This is a genomic window from Kitasatospora sp. NPDC054768, assembly GCF_053612025.1.
The window spans coordinates 1-20,987 of the sequence record NZ_JBSHBN010000125.1; the positions used below are offsets into that span (position 1 = coordinate 1).

Sequence of the window (20,987 nt, forward strand, 5' to 3'; positions counted from 1 at the left end):
TTGCTGCTTGCGGCGGTGATCCCCCCCCCGCCGTTTTCGTCCCCCCGGGTTTGGGTGGGGGGTACGGGCCCGGGGGGGCCGTCGGGCCCGGCGGGCCCGACGCGTTCCCGGGACGCTCGCGTCGGGGGATGAAGCAGGGCAATCCAGGCGTAGCTGTCGGTGACATTGACACCGGATTGGCCAGCTGGTGGGGTTGCCGGGATGTGGTTCCGGCCTGGCGAGGAGGCTCCTGTGCAAGCCCGAGTGTCCGTTGCGGCCGGGCGGCGGCTGCGGTCGCAGTTGGAGCAGAGTCCGGCGTTGCGGGAGGTGCTGCAGCACCCCGCGGCGGTGGTGGCGCGGCGGGCGACGGCGCGGACGTGCCGTCAGTTGGCGCCGCGGACGGCGGACCGGCTGATCGCCGACCTCAAGGGCACGGAGCCGCTGCTGGCCTCGGTGCGCGAGGAGCGGGCGGAGCGGGCCGGGCGGGCCGCGGGCCGGCCGGGGCGGCGGACGATGCAGATCGCGGCCGGGGTCGCGGCCGCGGCGGTGGTCGGCGGGCTGCTGGCCGGTTCGTTGCCGTCGACGGCGTACGCGGCGGCTTCGGCGGTCTCGGCGCCGGACGTGGTGAGCGCCGCGCCGCAGACGCCGCTGGGCAGCGTGACCGACCCGAGGGTGTTCCCGAAGCCGCAGCAGCAGACGGTGGCGGGCAAGCCCGTCACGGTGCCGTCGGCCGTGACGCTGGTGACCGCACCCAAGGTGGACCAGGGCGCGGTGCGGGCCGTGCACGAGGTGCTGGAGGTCGCCGGCGCGCGCGACGTGACGCCGCAGCCGGACGGCGGGACGCCGGCCGCCGGTTCGCTGGTGGTGTACGTCGGCGGGCCCGCCGAGGGCGCCGGCGGCGAGGTGGACCGGGTGCTGCGGCAGCTGTCCGCGGCGGCCGGCGGCAAGGACGGCACCGGGCCGACGACCGCGGGGATGCCGGCCGGCGGGTACGTGCTGTCGGCCGGTCAGCTGCCCGCCCAGGGCGGCGGCACGTACGGCGCCGTGGTGCTGGCCGGCGTGGACGCCACCGGCACCTTCTACGCCGCGCAGAGCCTGCGTCAGCTGCTCGCCGCCGTACCGGCCGGGCAGGGGCAGGCGCCCGGTGCGGCCGGGCTCGGCCTGCCCGGGATCACGTTGCGGGACTGGCCGACCGGCGCGCCGGTGCGCGGCACCGCGGAGGCCTTCTACGGCACCCCGTGGACCGCCCAGCAGCGCCTGGAGCAGGTCGACTTCCTGGGCCGCTCCAAGCAGAACTTCTACCTCTACGCCCCTGGTGACGACCCGTACCGGCTCTCCCGCTGGCGCAACGCCTACCCCGCGGCCCAGGCCGAGGAGCTGCGCGAACTGGGCTTCCGGGCACGGCAGAACCACGTGGTGCTCGGCTACGCGATCGACCCGGGGCAGTCCTTCTGCTTCAGCTCCGGCAAGGACGTGGACGCGCTGGTGAAGAAGCTGGACGGGCTGCGGGGGCTCGGTTTCACCGCCTTCCAGCTGCAGTTCCTGGACGTCAGCTACGACGAGTGGCACTGCGACGACGACCGCGACGAGTACGGCACCGGGCCCGCCGCGGCCGCCAAGGCGCAGGCCGCGCTGGTGCGGAAGGTGCAGGACCGGCTGATCGCGCGGAACCCGGGCCTGGCGCCGCTGTCCGTCGTCCCCACCGAGTACCACCAGCAGGGCTCCACCCCGTACCGCAAGGCGCTGGCGGCGGCGCTGCCGGAGGGCGTACAGGTGGCCTGGAGCGGGGTCGGGGTGATCCCGGAGAAGATCACCGGTGCCCAGGCCTCGGACACCGCCGGGCTGTACGGGCGCCCGCTGCTCACCATGGACAACTACCCGGTCAACGACGCCACCCCGGACCGGCTCTTCCTCGGCGCCTACACCGGGCGCGACCCGGAGGTGGCCACCCGCTCGGCAGTGCTGCTGACCGGCGCGATGCAACAGCCGGTGGCCTCCCGGATCGCCGTCTCGACGGCCGGCGACTTCGCCTGGAACCCGGCCGGGTACAGGCCGGAGGAGTCCTGGCAGGCCGCCGTGCGCTCGCTGGCCGGGCCGACCGGCGCCGCCCCGACGCCCGCCGGGACGGCGCTGTCCGCGGTCCTCGCGTTGGCCGGCAACAGCACTTCCTCGCCGCTGTCCAAGCAGGAGTCCGGCTATCTGACGCCGCTGCTGGACCGGTTCTGGGCGGCGGCCGAGCCCACCTCCGGCGCCACTCCCGACCTCGCCCGGCTGATCGAGGCCGCCGCCCCGCTGCGGGAGGCCCTCGCCGCCATGGCCACCGCCCAGCAGACCCTGGCCGGCACCCCGGCCACCGCCCAGCTGGCGGGCGAGGCCGCACCCTGGCTGGGCCCGCTGCGCGACTACGGGCTGGCCGGGCAGGCCGCCCTCGACATGGTGCTGGCGCAGCACGGCGGCGACGGCGCCGCGGCCTGGAAGGCCCGGGTCGAGCTCAACCGGCTGCGCGAGCAGCTGGACCGGGCCCCGGCCACCGTCGGCGCCGGGGTGCTCGGACCGTTCCTGGACCGCGCCGTGCGCGCCGCCGACAACTGGGCGGGCGTGGGCGGCGGCGGGCTCACCCCGACCACCACCCTGGGCACAGCGCAGGACCACCTGCCCGCGCTGATGACCGACGGCGTGGCCGACACGTTCTACTGGAGCTCCGCTCCCCCGCAGCCCGGCGACGCGGTCGGCCTGGACCTCGGCGCGGGCCGCCCGGTCAGCGGCGTGACCGTGCTGATGGGCGGCTGGGGCGACGGCCCGGACGCCCGGTCCGCCGCGGACGACTACATCCGCGACGGCGTGCTGGAGTACTCGACCGGCGAGGGCGGCTGGAAGCAGCTCGCCACCGTCAGGAACCAGAGGACGGTCAGCGCCCAACTGCCGCCGGGCACCGTGGTGCGGGCGGTACGGCTGCGGGCCACCGCCGCGCAGAAGACCGCCGTCGCGGTGCGCGAGTTCACCGTCACCGCCCCGGACGAGTCCCCGGCCAGCGTCAGCGGCGGTCCCGACGCGGCGCCCGGCTCCTCCGCCGCCGCCGTGCTGGACGGCAATCCGGACACCGCGTACCGGGCCGCCAAGGCGCCGACCGCGCTGGACGAGCCGCTGGTCGTCGAGCTCGGCGCGGCCCGCCCGCTGGACCGGCTCACCGTGCTGACCGACCCGGCGGTGCGCGCCACCGCCACCGTCGCGGTGCGCCGGGCCGACGGCACCTGGGCCGACATCGGCACCGTGCAGCCCGGCTACAACGAGCTGCCGGCCGGCGGGCAGGCGGCCGACGCGTTCCGGCTGACCTGGAAGCCCGGCGGCGACCCGCCGGTGGTCAACCAGGTGATCCCGTGGTACGCGGACGCCCCGGCGGCCCGGCTGAGCCTCTCCGACCCGGCCCTGGACGTGGTCACCGGCGCCTCCGCGCCGGTGACGACCCGGGCCACCGTGGAGGCCGGCCGGCCCGAGGGCACCACGGGCGAGCTGCGCACCGAGGTGCCGGCCGCCGCGAAGGGCCTGACCGTGACCCCGGCCGGGCCGGTGACCGTGCCGCGCGGCGGCCGGGTGGGTGTGCCGCTGCTGGTGGGCGCCACCGCGGAGACGCCGTCCGGGACGTACCGGGTGCCGGTGCAGTTCGTGGCCGGCACCACCACCGTCCGGCAGGTGCTCCAGGTGCACGTGGTGCCGCCCACCGGCGGTCCGGACCTGGCGGCCGGCGCGAAGGCCACCTCCTCGGGCGACGAGACGGCGAACTTCCCGGCCTCGGCGGTCACCGACGGCGATCCGAAGACCCGCTGGTCCTCGCCGCCCAAGGACGACGCCTGGGTGCGGCTGGAGCTGCCGCAGGCGACCCGGCTGGGCGCGGCGGTGCTGCACTGGCAGGCCGCGTACGCCGCCTCGTACCGGATCCAGGTCTCGGCGGACGGGAACTCCTGGACGGACGCCGCGACGGTGGACAACGGCAAGGGCGGAGACGAGACGGTGCGCTTCGACGCGCCCGGGGTCCGGTACGTCCGGGTGCAGGGCGTGGCGCGGGCGACCAAGTACGGCTACTCGCTGTGGGGTGTCGAGCTGTACGCCGTGACCCCGCCGGCCGCACCGCAGCCCCCGGCCGGTCAGCCCGCCCAGCCCGTCCAGCCCGGCGGCGTGCCGGGCGTCCCCGCGGCGCCGCCGGCGGCCACCAAGCCGTAGCGGCCGGGCCGGGCCCGGCGGTAGGGGCCTCGGAAGGAGCGGCCTCGGACGGAGGCGGCCCCCGGAACGCGGCGGGCCGCCGGCCCCCCGGTGCGGGGGGCTCGGCGGCCCATGAGGCGCGTACCGACGGTGTGACGGGCGGGCCCTTGTGGAGCTGGGGTCAGGCGGAGAGCGGTTCGGGCTGCTCGCCGCGGCGGACGGGGGCGGGGTGGCCGGGGTGCGCCCGGCCGAGCGGGACGGGGTGGACCGGCTGCTCGGTATGGTCGCGGTGTTCGTGCTCGCCCCACTGCGGGGCGCGCAGCTGGTCGCCGCCGCCGTAGGGCTCCAGGTAGGGCCGCCACCGCGGGTCCTTGATCCCGGTGCCGATGATGCGCCAGGCCAGGCCGCTGGGCGGCGCGGGTGGTCGTTTCATCCGCCAGCCGAGTTCGGTGAGGTGGCGGTCGGCCTTGGTGTGGTTGCAGCGGCGGCAGGCCGCCACGACGTTGTCCCACCGGTGCTGGCCACCGCGGCTGCGCGGGATGACGTGGTCGACGCTGGTGGCGGCGGCCCCGCAGTAGACGCAGCGGCCGTGGTCGCGGGCGAACAGCGCCCGGCGGGTGAGCGGGACGGGCCCGCAGAACGGGACCCGCACGAAGCGGGTCAGGCGGACGACGGACGGCGCCGGAAGGGCGCTGGTGGCGCTGTGCAGAGTGACTCCCGAGTCCTCCAGGCTGACCGCCTTGTGGTTGAGGACCAGGATGAGTGCGCGGCGCATCGATACGACGCCGAGTGGCTCGTAGGACGCGTTGAGGACCAGGACATGCGGCACGGATGCCTCCTTGGACGCCTGCGGCGCGTGGCTCGCGCCGGGACGAGCGGTTGGATCGCGCCACGCGTGCGCGATCTCCCCCAGTGTCGCCTTACGCCTTTGTACGGCGCCACCACTCCTGTGTAACGGACCTGACGTGAACTCCGGGTGTGGTCTCTGTCATAGCCGGTATGCCCGGGGGAAGGTCGGGTTGCACCCGGGTGGCGGTGCGGCGCGCCCCGGTGACCCTGCCGGGTGGCCCTCCGGGGGCAGGGTTCGGCCGTCCGGAGCAGTGTCCCGACTGCCCTGGAGGGCCTCGGCGCCCGGGTGCGGGGGAGCGTACGGGGGCGTTGACGGGGCGTTCGGGACGCTCCGTACGCCCTCGGGCACGCTCGCGGGAGGTTCCCGGCCGGTCCGGGCGGGCATGCGGCGGCGGATAGGCTGACGCTCACGGTCCGCGGGCCGCTCCTCGGCGGTGCGGGCCCGCCACTCACCCGGCAAGGAAGGCCTGCACGTGTTCAGCTCCGGTGCCACCGGTCCGTCCGACGCGTCCTCGACGCTCACCACTCCGACGCCGGCCCCAAGCCCCACCGCGCAGCTGCCCGAGCTCGACCTGCGGATCCCGACCAGCGCGCAGGAGGTCTCCGAGACCACCCGGCAGGCCGCCAGCTGGTTCGACACCCACTGGCAGGGCTGGCTGGCCTCGGGACTGCGGATCGTCTTCATCATCGTGCTGTCCCTGGTGCTGCGGGCCGTGGTGCGCAAGCTCATCACCCAGCTGATAGGGCGGATGGCGCGCACCTCCGAGCACCAGGAGGAGAGCCGGCTGGGCGGGCTGCTGGCCAACACCGGGGTGGTGAACACGGAGCGGCGCCAGCAGCGTTCGGAGGCGATCGGCTCGGTGCTGCGCAGCGTCGCCTCCTTCACCATCCTGGGCACGGCGGCGCTGATGGTGCTGTCCGCGCTGGGGGTCAACCTGGCGCCGCTGCTGGCGAGCGCCGGTGTGGCCGGTGTGGCCATCGGTTTCGGCGCCCGCAACCTGGTCACGGACTTCCTCTCCGGGGTCTTCATGATCATGGAGGACCAGTACGGCGTCGGCGACGAGATCGACACCGGGGTGGCCACCGGCACCGTGCTGGAGGTCGGCCTGCGGGTCACCAAGCTGCGCGGGGCGAACGGCGAGATCTGGTACATCCGCAACGGCGAGGTGAAGCGGATCGCCAACATGAGCCAGGGCTGGGCGACCGCCTCGGTGGACGTGCAGGTCGGGTACAAGGAGGACCTGATCCGGGTCGAGGACCTGATCCTGGCGACGGCCGAGGAGATGGCCAAGGAGGCCCCGTACGACGAGCTGGTCTGGGCGCCGGTGTCGATCCTGGGCGTGGAGTCGGTCGCCTCGGACTCGGTGGTGCTGCGGATCGAGGCCCGGACCGCCCCGGGCAAGGCGGCCGCCGTCTCCCGGGCGCTGCGCCAGCGGCTGAAGGCGGCCTTCGACCGGGCCGGGATCAAGGTCAAGGAGGAGGTCCCGGCGGCCGCGGCCGGGGCGACCGGCGTGGTGATCGCGCCCTCGCCGGTGCCGGCCGCCGAGCAGGCCGCGCCGTCCGCGCTGGCCGACCCGGCCTCGCCGCGCTACCGGGCGACCGAGCCGATCCCGGCGGCGAAGGGGGCGGAGGACCCGGCGAAGCCGTAGCCCGGCGACCGTACGGACACGACGCAAGCCCCGCTCCCGGCGTACCGGGAGCGGGGCTTCGCCCTGTCCGGTAACGCTTCGGCATCCTCCGCTCCACCCACCATTGACACTCCGCCGACACGGCCCTTACGGTCCTTCCCAAGCGACTGGAAAGTTTCCTAACAGTTCGTCCGAAGCCCGCCCGCTCCCCGCTCCGGGGACACCCGCGGACCGTCCCGAGCAGCCGAAAGGGGAGGATTCCGGGCATGACCAAGAGCACCGCCAAGGCCCCCCTCGCCGGCACCCCCAGCCTGCTGCGCGCCATCAACGACCGTGCCGCCCTCGAACTCCTGCTGGAGAACGGGCCGCTCTCGCGCACCCGGATCGGCGCCCTCACCGGGCTGTCCAAGCCCACCGCCTCCCAGCTGCTGGCCCGGCTGGAGGCGGCCGGGCTGGTCCTGCCGGTCGGCACCACGGCGGGCGGCCCCGGCCCCAACGCCCGTCTGTACCAGGTGAATCCGGCCGCCGGGTACGTCGCCGGACTGGACGTCACCAACAGCGAGATCCGGGTCGCCGTCGCCGACATCACCGGCACCACGCTGGCCGAGCACACCGTGCCCACCAAGGGCGTCCCGGCCGCCGGGACCGTCCCGGCCGTCGCCGGCGCGGTGGCCGAGGCCGTCCGGGCCGCCGGCCTGCCCGAGGGCGTCCTGCGCACCGCCGCGATCGGGGTCGGCGGCGCCCCCGACCCGGTCACCGGCAAGCTGCGCTACGCCTCCCACCTGCCGGGCTGGCACTCGCCGAGACTGGTCGAGGAGCTGACCGAGGCGGTCGGCGCGCCGGTGTCGATCGAGAACGACGTGAACCTGGCCGCCGTCGCCGAGCGGTCCTCGGGCGCCGCGGCCGGTTTCGAGGACTTCGTCCTGCTCTGGGCCGGGGCGGGGGTCGGCGCGGCGATCGTGATCGCCGGGCGGCTGCACCGCGGCTTCACCGGCGGCGCCGGGGAGGTCGGCTACATGCCGCTGCCCGACTCGCCGGTCGAGTGGGACGCCCGCCGCCGCAAGTTCGGCGGGTTCCAGGCCCTGGTCGGCACTCCCGCCGTCCGGGCCCTGGCCCGTGAGCACGGGCTCGGCGCGGCCACCGCGCAGGAGTCCATCGCCAAGGCGCTGGCCCTCCCCGGCGCCGGCGACGCCTTCCTCACCGAGCTGGCCGGGCGGCTCGCCGTCGGACTGGCGGTGATCGTCGCCGTCGTCGACCCCCAACTGGTGGTCCTCTCCGGCGTGGTGCCGAGCGCCGGCGGCGAGCGGCTGCGCGCGCTCGTCGAGGACGAACTGGCGCGGATCTCCATCGCCCGGCCGGAGGTCCGCAGCAGTGCCCTGTCCGGCTCACCGGTCCTGCTCGGCGCCCTGCAACGTGCCCTGTCCGACGCCCGCGAGGCGGTCTTCTCCACCCACTGACGCTCCCCCTGTCACCTCGCCACCTGCACCCACCTCTCCCCAACCCCCGAACGCGGGACCCGAGGCAACGAGGCCTGCCCGCGCACCCCCAGGAGGATCCCGAAGTGCACGCCACCACCTCCCGCAGAGGCCGCCGCACCGTCGCCGCCGTCGCCGGCAGCGCCGTCCTGGCGCTGCTCGCCTCCGCCTGCACCGGTTCCAGCGACACGGGCGGCTCCGACGAATCGGCCGGCGGCAAGGACGTCACCATCACCTTCTGGCACGGCTGGAGCCAGGAGAACGAGCTCAAGGCGATCAACGACAACATCGCCGCCTTCGAGAAGACCCACCCCACCATCCACGTCAAGGCCGTGGACAGCCTCGCGGACGACAAGGTCAACCAGGCCCTGCGGGCCGGCGGCTCCGACGCGCCGGACGTGGTCTCCTCCTTCACCACCAACAACGTCGGCATGTTCTGCTCGACCAAGGCCTTCGTCGACCTCAAGCCGATGCTCCAGAAGAGCGGCATCGACCCGGCCAAGACCTTCCCGGCCACGATGCTCGACTACACCCAGTTCCAGGGCAACCAGTGCTCGCTGCCGCTGCTCGGCGACGCCTACGGCCTGTACTACAACAAGAAGGCCTTCGCCGACGCCGGCATCGCCAACCCGCCGAAGACCTTCAGCGAGTTCGCCGAGGACGTGACCAAGCTGACCCTCGCCGACGGCGACTCGTACAAGCAGCTCGGCTTCATGCCGCTGTACCACGGCTACGAGTCCACCACCGAGCACTACCTCGGCCAGTACGGCCCCAGCTACTTCGGCGCCGACGGCAAGTCGGACATCGCCACCGACCCGAAGGTCGCCGCGATGCTCAAGTGGCAGAAGAGCCTGGTCGACCAGCTCGGCGGCTACGCCAAGCTGGAGAAGTACCGCGCGACCTTCGGCGAGGAGTTCAGCGCCAAGAACCCCTTCCACACCGGCCAGATCGCGATGATCCTCGACGGCGAGTGGCGCACCGCCTCGCTCGCCAAGGACAAGCCCGACTTCGAGTGGGCCACCGCCGCCTTCCCCGTCCCGGACGACCAGGCCGACACCTACGGCCGCGGCTACCAGACCGGCACCATCGTCGGCATCGCCAGCACCAGCAAGAAGCAGGCCGCCGCCTGGGAGTTCGTCAAGTACCTGACCACGGACACCGACGCGGTGGTCGGCTTCGCCAACGCGATCCACAACGTGCCGAGCACCATCGCGGCGCTCGACTCGCCCAAGCTGGTGAGCGACGACAACTTCAGGACCTTCCTGAACGTCGCCAAGAACCCCCACTCCGGCACCACCCCGCCGGCCGTCAACGGCGGCAGCTACATCACCACCCTGCAGAACCTCGGCTACGACTACGAGTCCGGCAAGCAGACCGACCTCCAGGCGGGCCTGGCCGCCACGGCCAAGCAGATCGACACCGACATCGCCCAGGCCAAGTAGCCCGGGAACGGTCCACGGAGCTCCCATGTCACTCGCGTTCGGCACCCGCAAGGGGAACGACGAGGCCGACGCGGGACCGACCGGCCCGGCGGCGCCCGGCACGCAGCACCTGCTGCGTCGCAAGCGCCGCCGGGAGGCGGCCCGCACCCTCGCCTTCCTCTCCCCCTGGCTGATCGGCTTCGGCGTCTTCTTCGCCTACCCGCTGATCTCCACCGTCTACTTCTCCTTCACCTCCTACAACGGCTTCGGCACCCCGGCCTTCAGCGGCCTGAAGAACTGGGACTACGTCTTCAACCAGCTGCCGGCCTTCTGGCAGGGCCTGCGCAACACCCTGTGGCTGGTCGTCGTCATGGTGAGCCTGCGGGTCGCCTTCGGCCTGGGCATCGGGATGCTCATCACCAAGGTCAAGACCGGCGCCGGCTTCTTCCGCACCGCCTTCTACCTGCCGTACCTGGCCCCGCCGGTGGCCGCCACGGTCGCCTTCGCCTTCCTGTTCAACCCCGGCACCGGCCCGGTCAACCACCTGCTCGGCGAGCTCGGCCTGCCCCAGCCCGGCTGGTTCGCCTCCGAGGACTGGTCCAAGCCCGCGCTCACCCTGCTCGCCATGTGGGGCGTCGGCGACCTGATGGTCATCTTCATGGCCGCGCTGCTGGACGTCCCCCGGGACCAGTACGAGGCGGCCGAGCTGGACGGCGCCGGCCCGTTCCAGCGGTTCCGGTACGTCACCCTGCCGAACATCTCGCCGATCATCATGTTCGCGGTGGTCACCGGGGTGATCCAGACCATGCAGTACTACACCCAGGCGATCGTCGCCGGGAAGGTCGCCAGCGGCATCGCGGGCGGCTCCGGCCAGCCCTTCGAGCCCGGCTACCCGGGCGGCTCCACCTGGACCCTGCCGCAGATGGTCTACAACCTCGGCTTCCAGCGCTTCAACTACGGCGCGGCCTGCGTCGTCGCCCTGGTGCTGTTCGCCATCTCGATGGCCGTCACCTCGATCCTGCTCCGCCGCCGGTCCGGCTTCATGGCGAGCGACGACTAGCGGCCTGTGAGGACCTGATCATGACTCCTGGCACCACACTCACCGAGGCGCCGGCCGCGACCGGCCCCTCCCGCCCCTCCCGGTCCGGCAGCCCCGCCGCCCGGGCCGCCCGGCGCCGCGCGGTGCTCAACTGGGTGGCCGTGCACGCGCTGGCCATCGCCGCCGCGCTGTTCTTCCTGCTGCCCTTCGTCTTCGTCCTCCTCACCTCGGTGATGTCGGACCAGCAGGCGCTCACCACCGACTACTGGCCGACCAGCTGGAACTGGGGCAACTTCGGCAAGGTCTGGGAGGTCCCCGGCTTCCTCGGCTGGTGGCGCAACACCCTGCTGTACGCCGGGCTCGGCACCCTGCTGACCGTGGTCTCCAGCCTCCCGGTGGCCTACGCGCTGGCCAAGTTCCGCTTCCGCGGCCGCAACCTGGCGCTGATGGCGGTCATCGCGATGATGATGCTGCCGCCGCAGGTCACCGTCATCCCGATGTACCTGTTCTGGTCCAAGCAGATGGGCCTGGGCGGCTCGCTCTGGCCGCTGATCATCCCGATGGCCTTCGGCGACGCGTTCTCCATCTTCCTGCTGCGCCAGTTCCTGATGACCATCCCCAAGGAGTACATCGAGGCCGCCCGGATGGACGGCTGCGGAGACCTGCGCACCCTGCTGCGGGTGGTCCTGCCGATGGCCAGGCCGGCCATCGCCGCGGTCGCGCTGTTCCAGTTCTTCTACTGCTGGAACGACTACTTCGGCCCGCAGATCTACGCCAGCAACAACCACGACGCCTGGACCCTCAGTTACGGACTGGAGTCCTTCAAGGCCGCCCACCACACCAACTGGAACCTCACCATGGCCGCCACCCTGCTGGTGATGGCCCCGGTGATCGTCCTCTTCTTCTTCGCTCAGAAGGCCTTCATCGAAGGCGTGACACTGACAGGGGTCAAGGGCTGATGTCCGCACTGAAGTTGGCAATCGTCGGCGGCGGTTCGACGTACACCCCGGAGCTGATCGACGGCTTCGCCCGGCTGCGCGACACCCTGCCGATCGGCGAACTGGTGCTGATCGACCCGGCCGCCGAGCGCCTGGAGCTGATCGGCGGCCTCGCCCGGCGGATCTTCGCCAGGCAGGGCCACGCCGCGGTCGTCACGGTGACCACCGACCTGGTGGCGGGCGTCGCGGACGCCGACGCCGTCCTGCTCCAGCTGCGCGTCGGCGGGCAGGCGGCGCGCGACCGGGACGAGACGTGGCCGCTGGAGTGCGGCTGCGTCGGGCAGGAGACCACCGGCGCCGGCGGCCTCGCCAAGGCGCTGCGCACCGTCCCGGTGGTGCTGGACATCGCCGAACAGGTGCGCCGGACCAACCCGGACGCCTGGATCGTGGACTTCACCAACCCGGTCGGCATCGTCACCCGGGCCCTGCAGGGCGCCGGCCACAAGGCCGTCGGGCTGTGCAACGTCGCGATCGGCTTCCAGCGCAAGTTCGCCGGGCACCTGGGCGTGGACCCGGAGCTGGTCCGGCTCGACCACGTCGGGCTCAACCACCTGAGCTGGGAGCGCGGGGTGACCCTGCTCGACGCCCCGGGCGCCGCGACCGGGCGCGAGGTGCTCCCCGAGCTGCTGTCCTCGCACGGCAAGGAGATCGCCGAGGACCTCCACCTGCCGCAGGCCGTCATCGAGCGCCTCGGCGTGGTGCCGTCCTACTACCTGCGGTACTTCTACCAGCACGACGCGGTGGTGGCGGAACTGAAGGAGCAGGGCTCGCGGGCCGCCCAGGTGGCCGAGATCGAGCGGCAGCTGCTGGAGCTGTACGCCGACCCGACCCTGGACACCAAGCCCGAGCTGCTCGGCAAGCGCGGCGGCGCCTTCTACTCGGAGGCGGCCGTCCAGCTGATCGCCGCCCTGCTCGGCACCGGCGGCGGGACGTCCGTGCAGGTGGTGAACACCCGCAACGACGGCGTGCTGCCCTTCCTGCCGGACGACGCCGTCATCGAGGTGCCGGCCGAGGTGGACGCGCGGGGCGTGCGCCCGCTGCCGCAGCGGCCCGTCGAGCCGCTGTACGCCGGTCTGATCGCCGCCGTCACCTCGTACGAGCACCTCGCCCTCGACGCCGCCCTGCACGGCGGCCGCGACCGGGTCTTCGACGCCCTGCTCGCCCACCCGCTGGTCGGCCAGATCGAGCTCGCCGGCCAGCTCACGGACCGGCTGCTCGCCCACAACCGCGAGCACCTCGCCTGGGCCTGATCCGGCCCGCGACGCGCCCGCCCGGCGACCGGAGGAGGTCACCGGGCGGGCCCCGCGAGGAGACCGCCCACCCCCGGCCGGGGACCTTTCGGCCGGGCACCCCGGCCGGGACCACGGCCGGGCACCCGGCCGACGACCACGGCCCGGGCCACGTACGAGCCGCGGGGACCTGATGACCCACCAGCCCGAACCACTCCTGCCCGGCGTCCTCGCCATCGACGCGGGGAACTCCAAGACCGACGTCGCCCTGATCGGCACCGACGGCAGCATCCTCGGCACCGCCCGCGGCGGCGGCTTCGCGCCGCAGAAGATCGGCGGCGCGGCCGCGGTCGCCGGCCTCGCCCCGCTGGTCGAGCAGGCCGCCGCCGAGGCCGGGCACCCGTCCTGGAACGGCGTACTCACCAGCCACGTCAGCGCCTGCCTGGCCAACGCCGACCTGCCGGTCGAGGAGGAGGCCCTGCGGGTGGCGCTGGAGTCCCACCCCTGGGGGGCCGGCAACACCGTCGTCAACGACACCTTCGGCCTGCTGCGGGCCGGCACCGACGGCCCGCGCGGCGTCGCGGTGGTCTGCGGCGCCGGGATCAACTGCGTCGGCCTGCTGCCGGACGGCCGCACCGCCCGCTTCCCCGCCCTCGGCGAGCTCACCGGCGACTGGGGCGGCGGCTCCGGGCTGGCCGTCGCCAGCATGTGGCACGCCGTCCGCGCGGAGGACGGACGCGGCGGCCCGACCGGGCTCGCCCGGGCCATCGCCGAGCACTTCGGCCTGCCCAGCGCCGGAGCCGTCGCCGAGGCCGTCCACCTCGGGCACCTGTCGAGCGACCGGCTGCACGAGATCGCCCGGGTGCTGTTCGCCGTCGGGGCCGACGGCGACCCGGTGGCGCTGGAGCTGATCGACCGCCAGGCCGACGAGATCGTCCGGCTCGCGGTGGTGGCCCTCGGACGCCTGGACCTGCTGGACACCCCGACCCCGGTGGTCCTGGGCGGCGGCGTGCTCGCCTCCCGCCACCCGCTGCTGCTGGACAACCTGACCGCCCGGCTCGCCGCGGCCGCGCCGCTGGCCGAGCCGCGCGTCGTCGTCGCCCCGCCGGTGCTCGGCGCGGCGCTGCTCGGCCTCGACCACCTGGCGGCGGGCGAGCGGGCGCAGGCCCGGGTCCGCGAGGCGTACGAGACCGGCCGGCCGGTGGCGGCCTGACCGCCGCTCAACAGCCCCCTCCCCCGCCGGATCCGCACGTCCGGCGGGGGAGGGAACCGGCGGACGGCGTCGACGGGAACCGCGGGCCGGGCCCCGTTCGTGTCAAGCGGGTACCGACCACCGCCGCCTCCCGGGGAGACTGGTGCCATGGCCACGCCCCGCACGCTCCTCGCCGCCGCCTTGCTGGCCTGCGGCGCCGCCACCGCCCTCACCGGCTGCACCCCCGCCGACTCCGGCTCCACGGTGGCCGCCGCCTCGGCCGCCGCCCTGGCCGACGAGGGCCCGGACGACCTGCTGGAGGAGGACGACGACCTCTTCTACGAGGAGGACGAGGAGTTCTACTCCGCCACGGACGACCCGTCCGTGCCCGCCGCCACCGCCGAAGCCTCCGTCTCCGCCGCGGCTTCCGCCTCCGCCTCCGTCGAGCCTTCCGTGGAGCCCTTCGCCGGGTCTCCCGCCGAGCCCTCGGCCGGCCCCGGGTGCGCCACCCCCACCACGCGCCCCGGTCACGAGATCTTCCTCGTCGTCACCGCCGGCCCGGCCGAACTCACCGCCCGGACCGCCCGGTTCAGCTGCGGCTCCGCCCGCTACGAGCCGGCCGGCAGCCCCGTCCACTACGGCTTCGCGGGCGCCGGCGTGGCCGCGACCCTGATCGACGGCCCGCACGACGACCCGGCCCGGACCGTCCCCCTCGACGAGCTGATCGCCCACATCGACGACTGCCTGGCCGAGCGCGAGCCGGCCGACCCGTACGGCTGCCACGGCAACGCCTACGACGTGGTGCTGGACTCCCACGGCCGGATCATGCGGATCGGCGAGGTCGACGGCCCCTGACGTCCGCTGACGTCCGCTGACGTGCGCTGACGTCCGCCCGGCGGCTGCCCGGCGCGCGCATACGGTGTAAGAACGGCTCTCAACTGTTGGCATTCGGCTGTGCTACGCGCATCGACCGGCTGTCCGCTGGGGGCTTTTGACGTTCGCTACGTCCGTGGGGGCCTTCCTTGGGGCGGGTCTTACCTTCTCCGTCGTTGACCCGGTTTCGGCGGCGGTGCTTTGCTTCCGGCCGTCGGCGGTAACCGGCTCCAGACCCCCGCACCACCGACGGTTCCTGGCGAACCGTCGGCACCTCCGCGCTGCCGCCGCCCCATTTGTCCCCCACAGTGCCGCCGCGCCGTACCCGGGCGCGCCCGGCACCAGAGAGGAACCCTCACGATGGGCATCTCCCCCACCTCCCGCCGGATGCGGCTGCGGGCCCTGACCGGGCTCAGCGCCCTGGCGCTGGCCGCCGCCGGCTTCGCCGCCGCCCCGGCGGCCCAGGCCGCCCAGGACAACCGGCCGGCCGGCGAGTTCGCCGGACAGCCCCACCCCTACCGGCACGGCGCGCACCCGACCAAGGAGGCCGGAAACGCGGCCAAGCCGGCGAGCAACAACCTGAGCTACGGCGGCGGTGTCGACGGCATCGGCGTCACCACCGGCGCGCCGAAGGTCTACCTGGTCTTCTGGGGCACCCAGTGGGGCACCCAGGGCACCAACTCCAGCGGCTACACCACCCTGACCGGCGACCCGAAGGGCGAGGCCGTCCGGGCGCAGCAGCTGTTCAAGGGCCTCGGCACCAACAGCGAGACCTGGTCCGGCGTCATGACGCAGTACTGCGAGGGCGTCGCCGCGGGCGCGACCAGCTGCCCGTCCGGCTCCGCGCACGTCGGCTACCCGACCGGCGGCGCGCTGGCCGGCGTCTGGGTCGACGAGTCCGCCGCCGCCCCCGGCCAGGCCACCGGCCACCAGCTGGCCGCCGAGGCGGTCAAGGCCGCCGGCCACTTCGGCAACACCTCCGCCGCCTCCAACCGCAACGTGCAGTACGTGGTGCTGTCGCCGACCGGCACCCACCCGGACGGCTTCAACACCCCGAACGGAGGCTTCTGCGCCTGGCACGACTGGAACGGCGACACCACCCTGACCGGTGGCGCCGCCTCCTCCCCCTACGGTGACGTGGCGTTCACCAACGACCCGTACGTGACCGACATGGGCAGCTCCTGCGGCCAGAACTACGTCAACAGCGGCAGCGCGGGCACCCTGGACGGCGTGACCATCGTGTACGGCCACGAGTACTCGGAGACCATCACCGACCAGAACCCGGCGGGCGGCTGGACCGACTCGACCGGGTACGAGAACGCCGACAAGTGCTCCTGGAACGGCGTCGGCGGGACGGGCGGCGCGCAGAACGTGAGCTTCGCGACGGGTTCCTTCGCCATGCAGGGCACCTGGTCGAACGGGGTCAACGGCTGCCAGGTCTCGCACGCGATCGTCCACTGACGACCGGGCGGGGGCAGGCCCTCGCCCGGCGCCGGAGCGGGCCGTGCGGGCCCGCTCCGGCGCACTTCCGCGTGCCGGGGCCACGGGGTCGCAGGGTCGCGGGGCTACGGGGTCACGGGGCTACGGGGCTACGGGGCTACCAGCCCGAACTCGTAGGCCTGGATGACCAGGTGGACCCGGTCACGGGCGTCGAGTTTGGTGAACAGCCGGGCGACGTGCGCCTTGGCGGTGGCCACGCTGATGGTGAGCTCCGCGGCGATCTCGGCGTTGGACAGGCCCCGGCCGACCAGGACGAGCACCTCGCGCTCGCGCTCGGTGACGGCCGCGGCGACCGGCCTGCGGGGCCGGGCCGCGGCGGCCTCCGCGTCCGGGCGGGCGGCGAACTCGCCGATCAGCCGGCGGGTGATGCCGGGGGCGAGCAGGGCGTCCCCGGCGGCCACCACCCGGATGCCGTCCAGGATGGTCTCCAGGGCGAGGTCCTTGACCAGGAAGCCGCTGGCCCCGGCCCGCAGCGCGCCGTAGACGTAGTCGTCGTCGTCGAAGGTGGTGAGGACGAGGACGTGGGTGGGCAGGTCCGGGTCGGCGGTGATCCGGCGGGTGGCCTCGATGCCGTTCGTACCGGGCATCCGGATGTCCATCACGGCGACGTCGGGGCGCAGCCGGGCGACCAGCTCGACGGCCTCGGCGCCGTCGCCGGCCTCGCCGACCACCTCCAGGTCGGGGGCGTCGGCGATCAGCACTCGCAGGCCGGTGCGGATGAGCGGCTGGTCGTCGACCAGGACGACGCGGATCACGGTCCCACCTCCACGGGGGTCTCGACGGCGGTCCTGACGGCAGTCCCGACAGGGGTCCCGACGACGGGCTCGACGGCGGACTCGGCAGGGGTCCCGGCGGGGGGCTCCTCGGGGAGCGGAAGTCGGGCGGCGACCAGGAAGCCGCCCTCGGGGCGCGGGCCGGCGCTGAACTCGCCGTGCAGCAGCGCGACCCGCTCGCGCATGCCGGCCAGCCCGTAGCCGGTGCCGGGGGCGCCACCCGCCGCTCCGGCGCCCAGGTCGACCACCGTGACGGCGAGTTCCCGCGGGCCGTACGCGACGGTGACGTGGCAGTCCCGGGTGCCGGAGTGCTTGACCACGTTGGTGACCGCCTCCTGGACGATCCGGTAGGCGGCGAGGTCGACCTCGGGCGGCAGCGGACGGACCGTACCGTGCCGGGTGAGCGCCACCCGCACCCCGGCGCCCGCCGCCTTCCCCACCAGTCGGTCCAACTCGCCCATCCCGGGCGCCACTTCGAGCGGGGCGGACTCCCCCTCGCCCTGCCGCAGCGCGCCGAGCATCCGGCGCAGGCCGGCCAGGGTCTCCCGGCTGGTGGCCTCGATCGCCTCCAGCGCCTTGCGGGTCTCGGCGGGCTGGGTGTCCATGACCCGGCTGCCCATGCCGGCCTGGATCGCGATGATGCCGATGTTGTGGGCGACCATGTCGTGCAGCTCGCGGGCGATCCTCAGCCGTTCGGCGGTGATGGCCTGCTCGGAGGCCCGGCCGCGCAGCGCCTCGGTGTGGACGCGGCCCTGGTGCACGGTGTTGCCGATCAGCCAGGCGATCAGCACGGTGGCGGCGAAGCCCCCGTAGGCGAGCGGGTTGACGGGGTAGTCGTTGACGGCGCCCCAGATCAGCAGCCCGGCGAGGGTGGCGAGCGGCAGCGCCAGGGCGGTGAGCGAGACCCGGCGGGAGCGGGTGGCCGCGCAGTAGCCGACCACCGCGTCGGCGATCAGGAACTGGAGCGGCGCCGCCTCCGGGACGCCCCACATCCCGAGCGCGAACATCCCGCCCCCGAGCGCCACCACGACGGCGAGCAGCGGCAACCGGACCAGCAGCGCCGCGACCAGGGTGGTGACCACCGCGGTGACCACCATCGGCATGTCCTCGGGGTTGCCGTGGTAGTTCAACAGGTGGCGCAGCTCGTCCTCGCGGGTGAGGAATCGGAACCCCACCAGGGCCGTCCACAGCGCCGCCACCCACACGCCCGCGGGCAGGCGCCTGAGCAGCGGCGGACGAGGTTCGGTGATCATGGCGCGATGGTATCGGCGGCCCGACCGGCGGCGCATTGGCCCGGGGGCGTAATCCCCGGGGCCAGTACGGCGACCCGCGGTTGTGGCCCGCGGCCCGATGCCCGGGACGGGGGCCGACCGGCAGCGTTGTCCCCGTGATCGAGATCGAGCGACTGACCAAGCGGTACGGCGCCACCACGGCCGTCGACCAACTGACCTTCACCGTCCGGCCGGGCACCGTGACCGGCTTCCTCGGGCCCAACGGCGCGGGCAAGTCCACCACACTGCGGATGATCCTGGGCCTCAACACCCCCACCGCGGGCACCGCCACCGTGGCCGGCGTGCCCTTCGCCGGCCGGCCGCGCGGACTGCGGCACGTCGGCGCGCTGCTGGACGCGGGCGACGTGCACGGCGGGCGCAGCGCCCGGGCCCACCTGTCGGCGCTGGCCCGCAGCAACCGCATCCCGCTCGGGCGGGTGGACGAGGTGCTGGCGGAGGTCGGCCTCGGCAAGGCGGCCGGGCGGCGGATCGGCGGCTACTCGCTGGGCATGAAGCAGCGTCTGGGCATCGCCGGGGCGCTGCTCGGCGACCCGCCGGTGCTGCTGTTCGACGAGCCGCTGAACGGGCTGGACCCGGAGGGCGTGCTCTGGGTGCGCGGGCTGTTCCGGCGGCTCGCGGACGAGGGCCGCACGGTGTTCGTCTCCAGCCACATGATGGCGGAGATGGAGCACACCGCGGACCGGCTGGTGGTGATCGGGCGCGGGCGGCTGATCGCGGACGAGAGCCTCGCCGAGTTCTCGGCCCGCGACGCGGTCTCCTCGGTGGCCGTCCGGACGCCCGAACTCTCCGCGCTGGCCGAGGCCCTGCGCGCCGAGGGGGCCGAGGTGCGGCTGGCGGAGCCGCACCTCGGGATCGTCACGGGGATGCCGGCCGCGCGGATCAGTGAACTCGCGCTGCGCCACGGCGTGGTGCTGCACGAACTGGCCGCCCGGACGTCGTCGCTGGAGTCGGCGTTCATGTCCCTGACCGCCGACAGTGTCGAGTACCCGGCTGGAGAGGCCCGATGACCACCGCGACCCTGGGTTCCACCGTCGAACCCGCACCCCGGTTCCTGGACCTGCTCGCCGCCGAGTGGATCAAACTGCGCTCGCTGCGCTCCACCTACTGGGTGCTGGCGCTGGCCTCGCTGGTGGCGATCGCGGTCAACGTGAACGCCGTCCACACCGACCTGACGTACATCGACCACCCGCCGCCGCGGATGCCCGGCCAGCCGCCGTACACCTACGACCCGCTGTTCCACGGCCTCGGCAACATCGCGAGCGACCTGATGGCGGTCGCGGCCGGCAGCCTCGGGGCGATCACCGTGTTCGGCGAGTACACCACCGGACTGATCCGCACCACCTTCGCCGCCGTGCCGGACCGCCGGGGCGTGATCGCGGCCAAGGTGCTGCTGATCGGCGGGATCACCGCGCTCGCCGGGCTCGTGGTGTCGGCGGTCTCCTTCTTCACCGTCAACGCGATGCTGGCCTCCCGGCACGTCGGGCTCTCCGTCACCGACGAGGGCTGCCTGCGGGCCGTGCTCGGCTACGCGGCGATCGTGCCGGTCTGCGCGCTGATCGGGATGGCGCTGGGCGCGCTGCTGCGGCACGCCACCGCCTCGATCGTCTCGCTGGTGATGCTGATGTTCATCCTGCCGATGATGTTCGGCGGGGACCGCTACCGGTGGCTGAAGGAGATCGGCACCCACCTGCCCCTGGCCACCGTGCAGCGGCTCACCATCACCCCGCACTCCACGACCACGATGGGGAAGTACGCGCCGAGCGTGCTCGACTCGTGGATCACCATGGGGCTGTGGGGCCTGGCCGCGCTGGTGGCGACGGTGCTCGTGGTGCGGCGCCGGGACGTGTGAGGCCCCGGGCTACCCCAGGCCGAGGCGCCGCGCGGTCGCGGCGGGCAGCCGGTACGGGCGCTCGGGCGGCAGCAGCCGCTGCGCCTTCGCCGGCTGACCGTCGCGGACCAGCGCGGCGATCCGCCGCACCTGCGGGGTGAGGTCGGTGAGTCCGACGACCCACTCCTCGGCGTAGCTGCGGATCAGCGAGCGGCCGATGCCCACCTGGATGCTGTAGTGGTTCAGCGCCGCCCCGCGCAGCGACCGCTCCGGGTCCCACTGCACGTGGACCTCGGCGCGGGCCACCTCGTCCGGGTGCGCGGTGGTCAGCACGGCGCGGGCGAGCGCCTCCTCCCAGCCCTCCCGGGTGATCCGGACCGCCAGCACCCTGGTCTGTCCGGGCTTCTGCGCCCAGTTGCTGCGGTGCATCAGCCAGCGGAACGAGGGCTTGATCCACGTCATCCGGTGGAAGCCGAAGGGCGCCGTGAACCGGCCCGCCGCCAGCGCCGCGTCGGCGACGGCCGGCGGGTACGCCTGGTAGAGCACGATCGTCCGCGCGTCGTGGTCGGCGCGGATCTCGCGCAGTGCGGTCATCTCGCGGCACCCCCTTCGCCCCCCGGCACGCTGCCAGCGCGGGCCCGCCCGGCGCAACGGGATTACCGGGCGGGGCCGCGGCGTCCTCGGACCGTGGCCCCGTGACGCCCGGCTCAGGCC

15 protein-coding genes and 1 pseudogene are annotated in these 20,987 nt (G+C 74.1%); 12 read left to right on the top strand and 4 right to left on the bottom strand.

Features of this window, described 5'->3' with window-relative positions; all coding sequences use genetic code 11:
- The first annotated feature begins 231 nt into the window (after nucleotides 1-231).
- The gene (locus ACWGKU_RS29475) at nucleotides 232-4,197 is read left to right on the top strand and encodes a beta-N-acetylglucosaminidase domain-containing protein (protein ID WP_401053387.1); all 3,966 of its coding nucleotides are present in this window, start codon (nucleotides 232-234) and stop codon (nucleotides 4,195-4,197) included.
- Nucleotides 4,198-4,501: 304 nt separating this feature from the next.
- On the opposite strand, the pseudogene ACWGKU_RS29480 reads toward ACWGKU_RS29475, so the two are convergent.
- Nucleotides 4,502-5,005: pseudogene (locus tag ACWGKU_RS29480) on the bottom strand (HNH endonuclease); the annotation flags it as partial.
- A gap of 493 nt (nucleotides 5,006-5,498) precedes the next feature.
- Here ACWGKU_RS29480 and ACWGKU_RS29485 point away from each other — a divergent pair.
- The 9 genes from ACWGKU_RS29485 to ACWGKU_RS29525 all read left to right on the top strand — a co-directional run bounded on the left by ACWGKU_RS29485 (nucleotide 5,499) and on the right by ACWGKU_RS29525 (nucleotide 16,341).
- Nucleotides 5,499-6,674, top strand: a complete 1,176-nt coding sequence (locus ACWGKU_RS29485) for a mechanosensitive ion channel family protein (RefSeq protein WP_401056001.1) — start codon at nucleotides 5,499-5,501, stop codon at nucleotides 6,672-6,674.
- A 245-nt stretch (nucleotides 6,675-6,919) separates the two neighbouring features.
- On the top strand, nucleotides 6,920-8,110 hold the full coding sequence (locus tag ACWGKU_RS29490; RefSeq protein ID WP_452180048.1) for an ROK family protein: 1,191 nt from the start codon (nucleotides 6,920-6,922) through the stop codon (nucleotides 8,108-8,110).
- A gap of 104 nt (nucleotides 8,111-8,214) precedes the next feature.
- Nucleotides 8,215-9,570 carry an ABC transporter substrate-binding protein gene (locus ACWGKU_RS29495; protein ID WP_452180047.1) on the top strand — a complete coding sequence of 452 codons (1,356 nt, stop codon included), beginning with the start codon at nucleotides 8,215-8,217 and terminating at the stop codon, nucleotides 9,568-9,570.
- A gap of 25 nt (nucleotides 9,571-9,595) precedes the next feature.
- Entirely contained in the window at nucleotides 9,596-10,609 is a 1,014-nt protein-coding gene (locus tag ACWGKU_RS29500) for a carbohydrate ABC transporter permease (RefSeq protein WP_452180046.1), read from the top strand.
- A gap of 20 nt (nucleotides 10,610-10,629) precedes the next feature.
- Nucleotides 10,630-11,547 (top strand): carbohydrate ABC transporter permease, encoded by a 918-nt coding sequence (locus tag ACWGKU_RS29505; protein ID WP_401051407.1) that lies wholly within the window; start codon nucleotides 10,630-10,632, stop codon nucleotides 11,545-11,547.
- An 8-nt stretch (nucleotides 11,548-11,555) separates the two neighbouring features.
- Entirely contained in the window at nucleotides 11,556-12,836 is a 1,281-nt protein-coding gene (locus ACWGKU_RS29510; RefSeq protein ID WP_452180049.1) for a 6-phospho-beta-glucosidase, read from the top strand.
- Between the two features lie 172 nt (nucleotides 12,837-13,008).
- Nucleotides 13,009-14,028: an N-acetylglucosamine kinase gene (locus tag ACWGKU_RS29515; protein WP_401051405.1), complete on the top strand. Its 1,020-nt coding sequence runs from the start codon at nucleotides 13,009-13,011 to the stop codon at nucleotides 14,026-14,028.
- 147 nt (nucleotides 14,029-14,175) lie between these two features.
- On the top strand, nucleotides 14,176-14,862 hold the full coding sequence (locus ACWGKU_RS29520; protein ID WP_452180045.1) for a hypothetical protein: 687 nt from the start codon (nucleotides 14,176-14,178) through the stop codon (nucleotides 14,860-14,862).
- A gap of 378 nt (nucleotides 14,863-15,240) precedes the next feature.
- A complete protein-coding gene (locus ACWGKU_RS29525) occupies nucleotides 15,241-16,341 on the top strand; it encodes a hypothetical protein (RefSeq protein ID WP_452180044.1) in 1,101 nt (366 codons plus the stop codon).
- Between the two features lie 128 nt (nucleotides 16,342-16,469).
- Here ACWGKU_RS29525 and ACWGKU_RS29530 read toward each other — a convergent pair whose 3' ends face one another.
- Both ACWGKU_RS29530 and ACWGKU_RS29535 read right to left on the bottom strand, forming a co-directional pair.
- Nucleotides 16,470-17,135, bottom strand: a complete 666-nt coding sequence (locus ACWGKU_RS29530) for a response regulator (protein WP_401051752.1) — start codon at nucleotides 17,133-17,135, stop codon at nucleotides 16,470-16,472.
- On the bottom strand, nucleotides 17,132-18,406 hold the full coding sequence (locus ACWGKU_RS29535) for a sensor histidine kinase (RefSeq protein ID WP_452180043.1): 1,275 nt from the start codon (nucleotides 18,404-18,406) through the stop codon (nucleotides 17,132-17,134). Before ACWGKU_RS29535 ends, ACWGKU_RS29530 begins: the two co-directional genes overlap by 4 nt.
- A gap of 134 nt (nucleotides 18,407-18,540) precedes the next feature.
- Here ACWGKU_RS29535 and ACWGKU_RS29540 point away from each other — a divergent pair, with 134 nt between their 5' ends.
- Together ACWGKU_RS29540 and ACWGKU_RS29545 are read left to right on the top strand one after the other, a co-directional pair.
- Nucleotides 18,541-19,452, top strand: coding sequence for an ABC transporter ATP-binding protein (locus tag ACWGKU_RS29540; RefSeq protein WP_452180042.1), 912 nt, complete (start codon nucleotides 18,541-18,543; stop codon nucleotides 19,450-19,452).
- A complete protein-coding gene (locus tag ACWGKU_RS29545) occupies nucleotides 19,449-20,294 on the top strand; it encodes an ABC transporter permease (protein WP_401051759.1) in 846 nt (281 codons plus the stop codon). Before ACWGKU_RS29540 ends, ACWGKU_RS29545 begins: the two co-directional genes overlap by 4 nt.
- 9 nt (nucleotides 20,295-20,303) lie before the next feature.
- On the opposite strand, the gene ACWGKU_RS29550 is transcribed toward ACWGKU_RS29545, so the two are convergent.
- Nucleotides 20,304-20,867, bottom strand: a complete 564-nt coding sequence (locus ACWGKU_RS29550) for a DUF4291 domain-containing protein (protein ID WP_401051761.1) — start codon at nucleotides 20,865-20,867, stop codon at nucleotides 20,304-20,306.
- Between the last annotated feature and the right edge of the window lie 120 nt (nucleotides 20,868-20,987).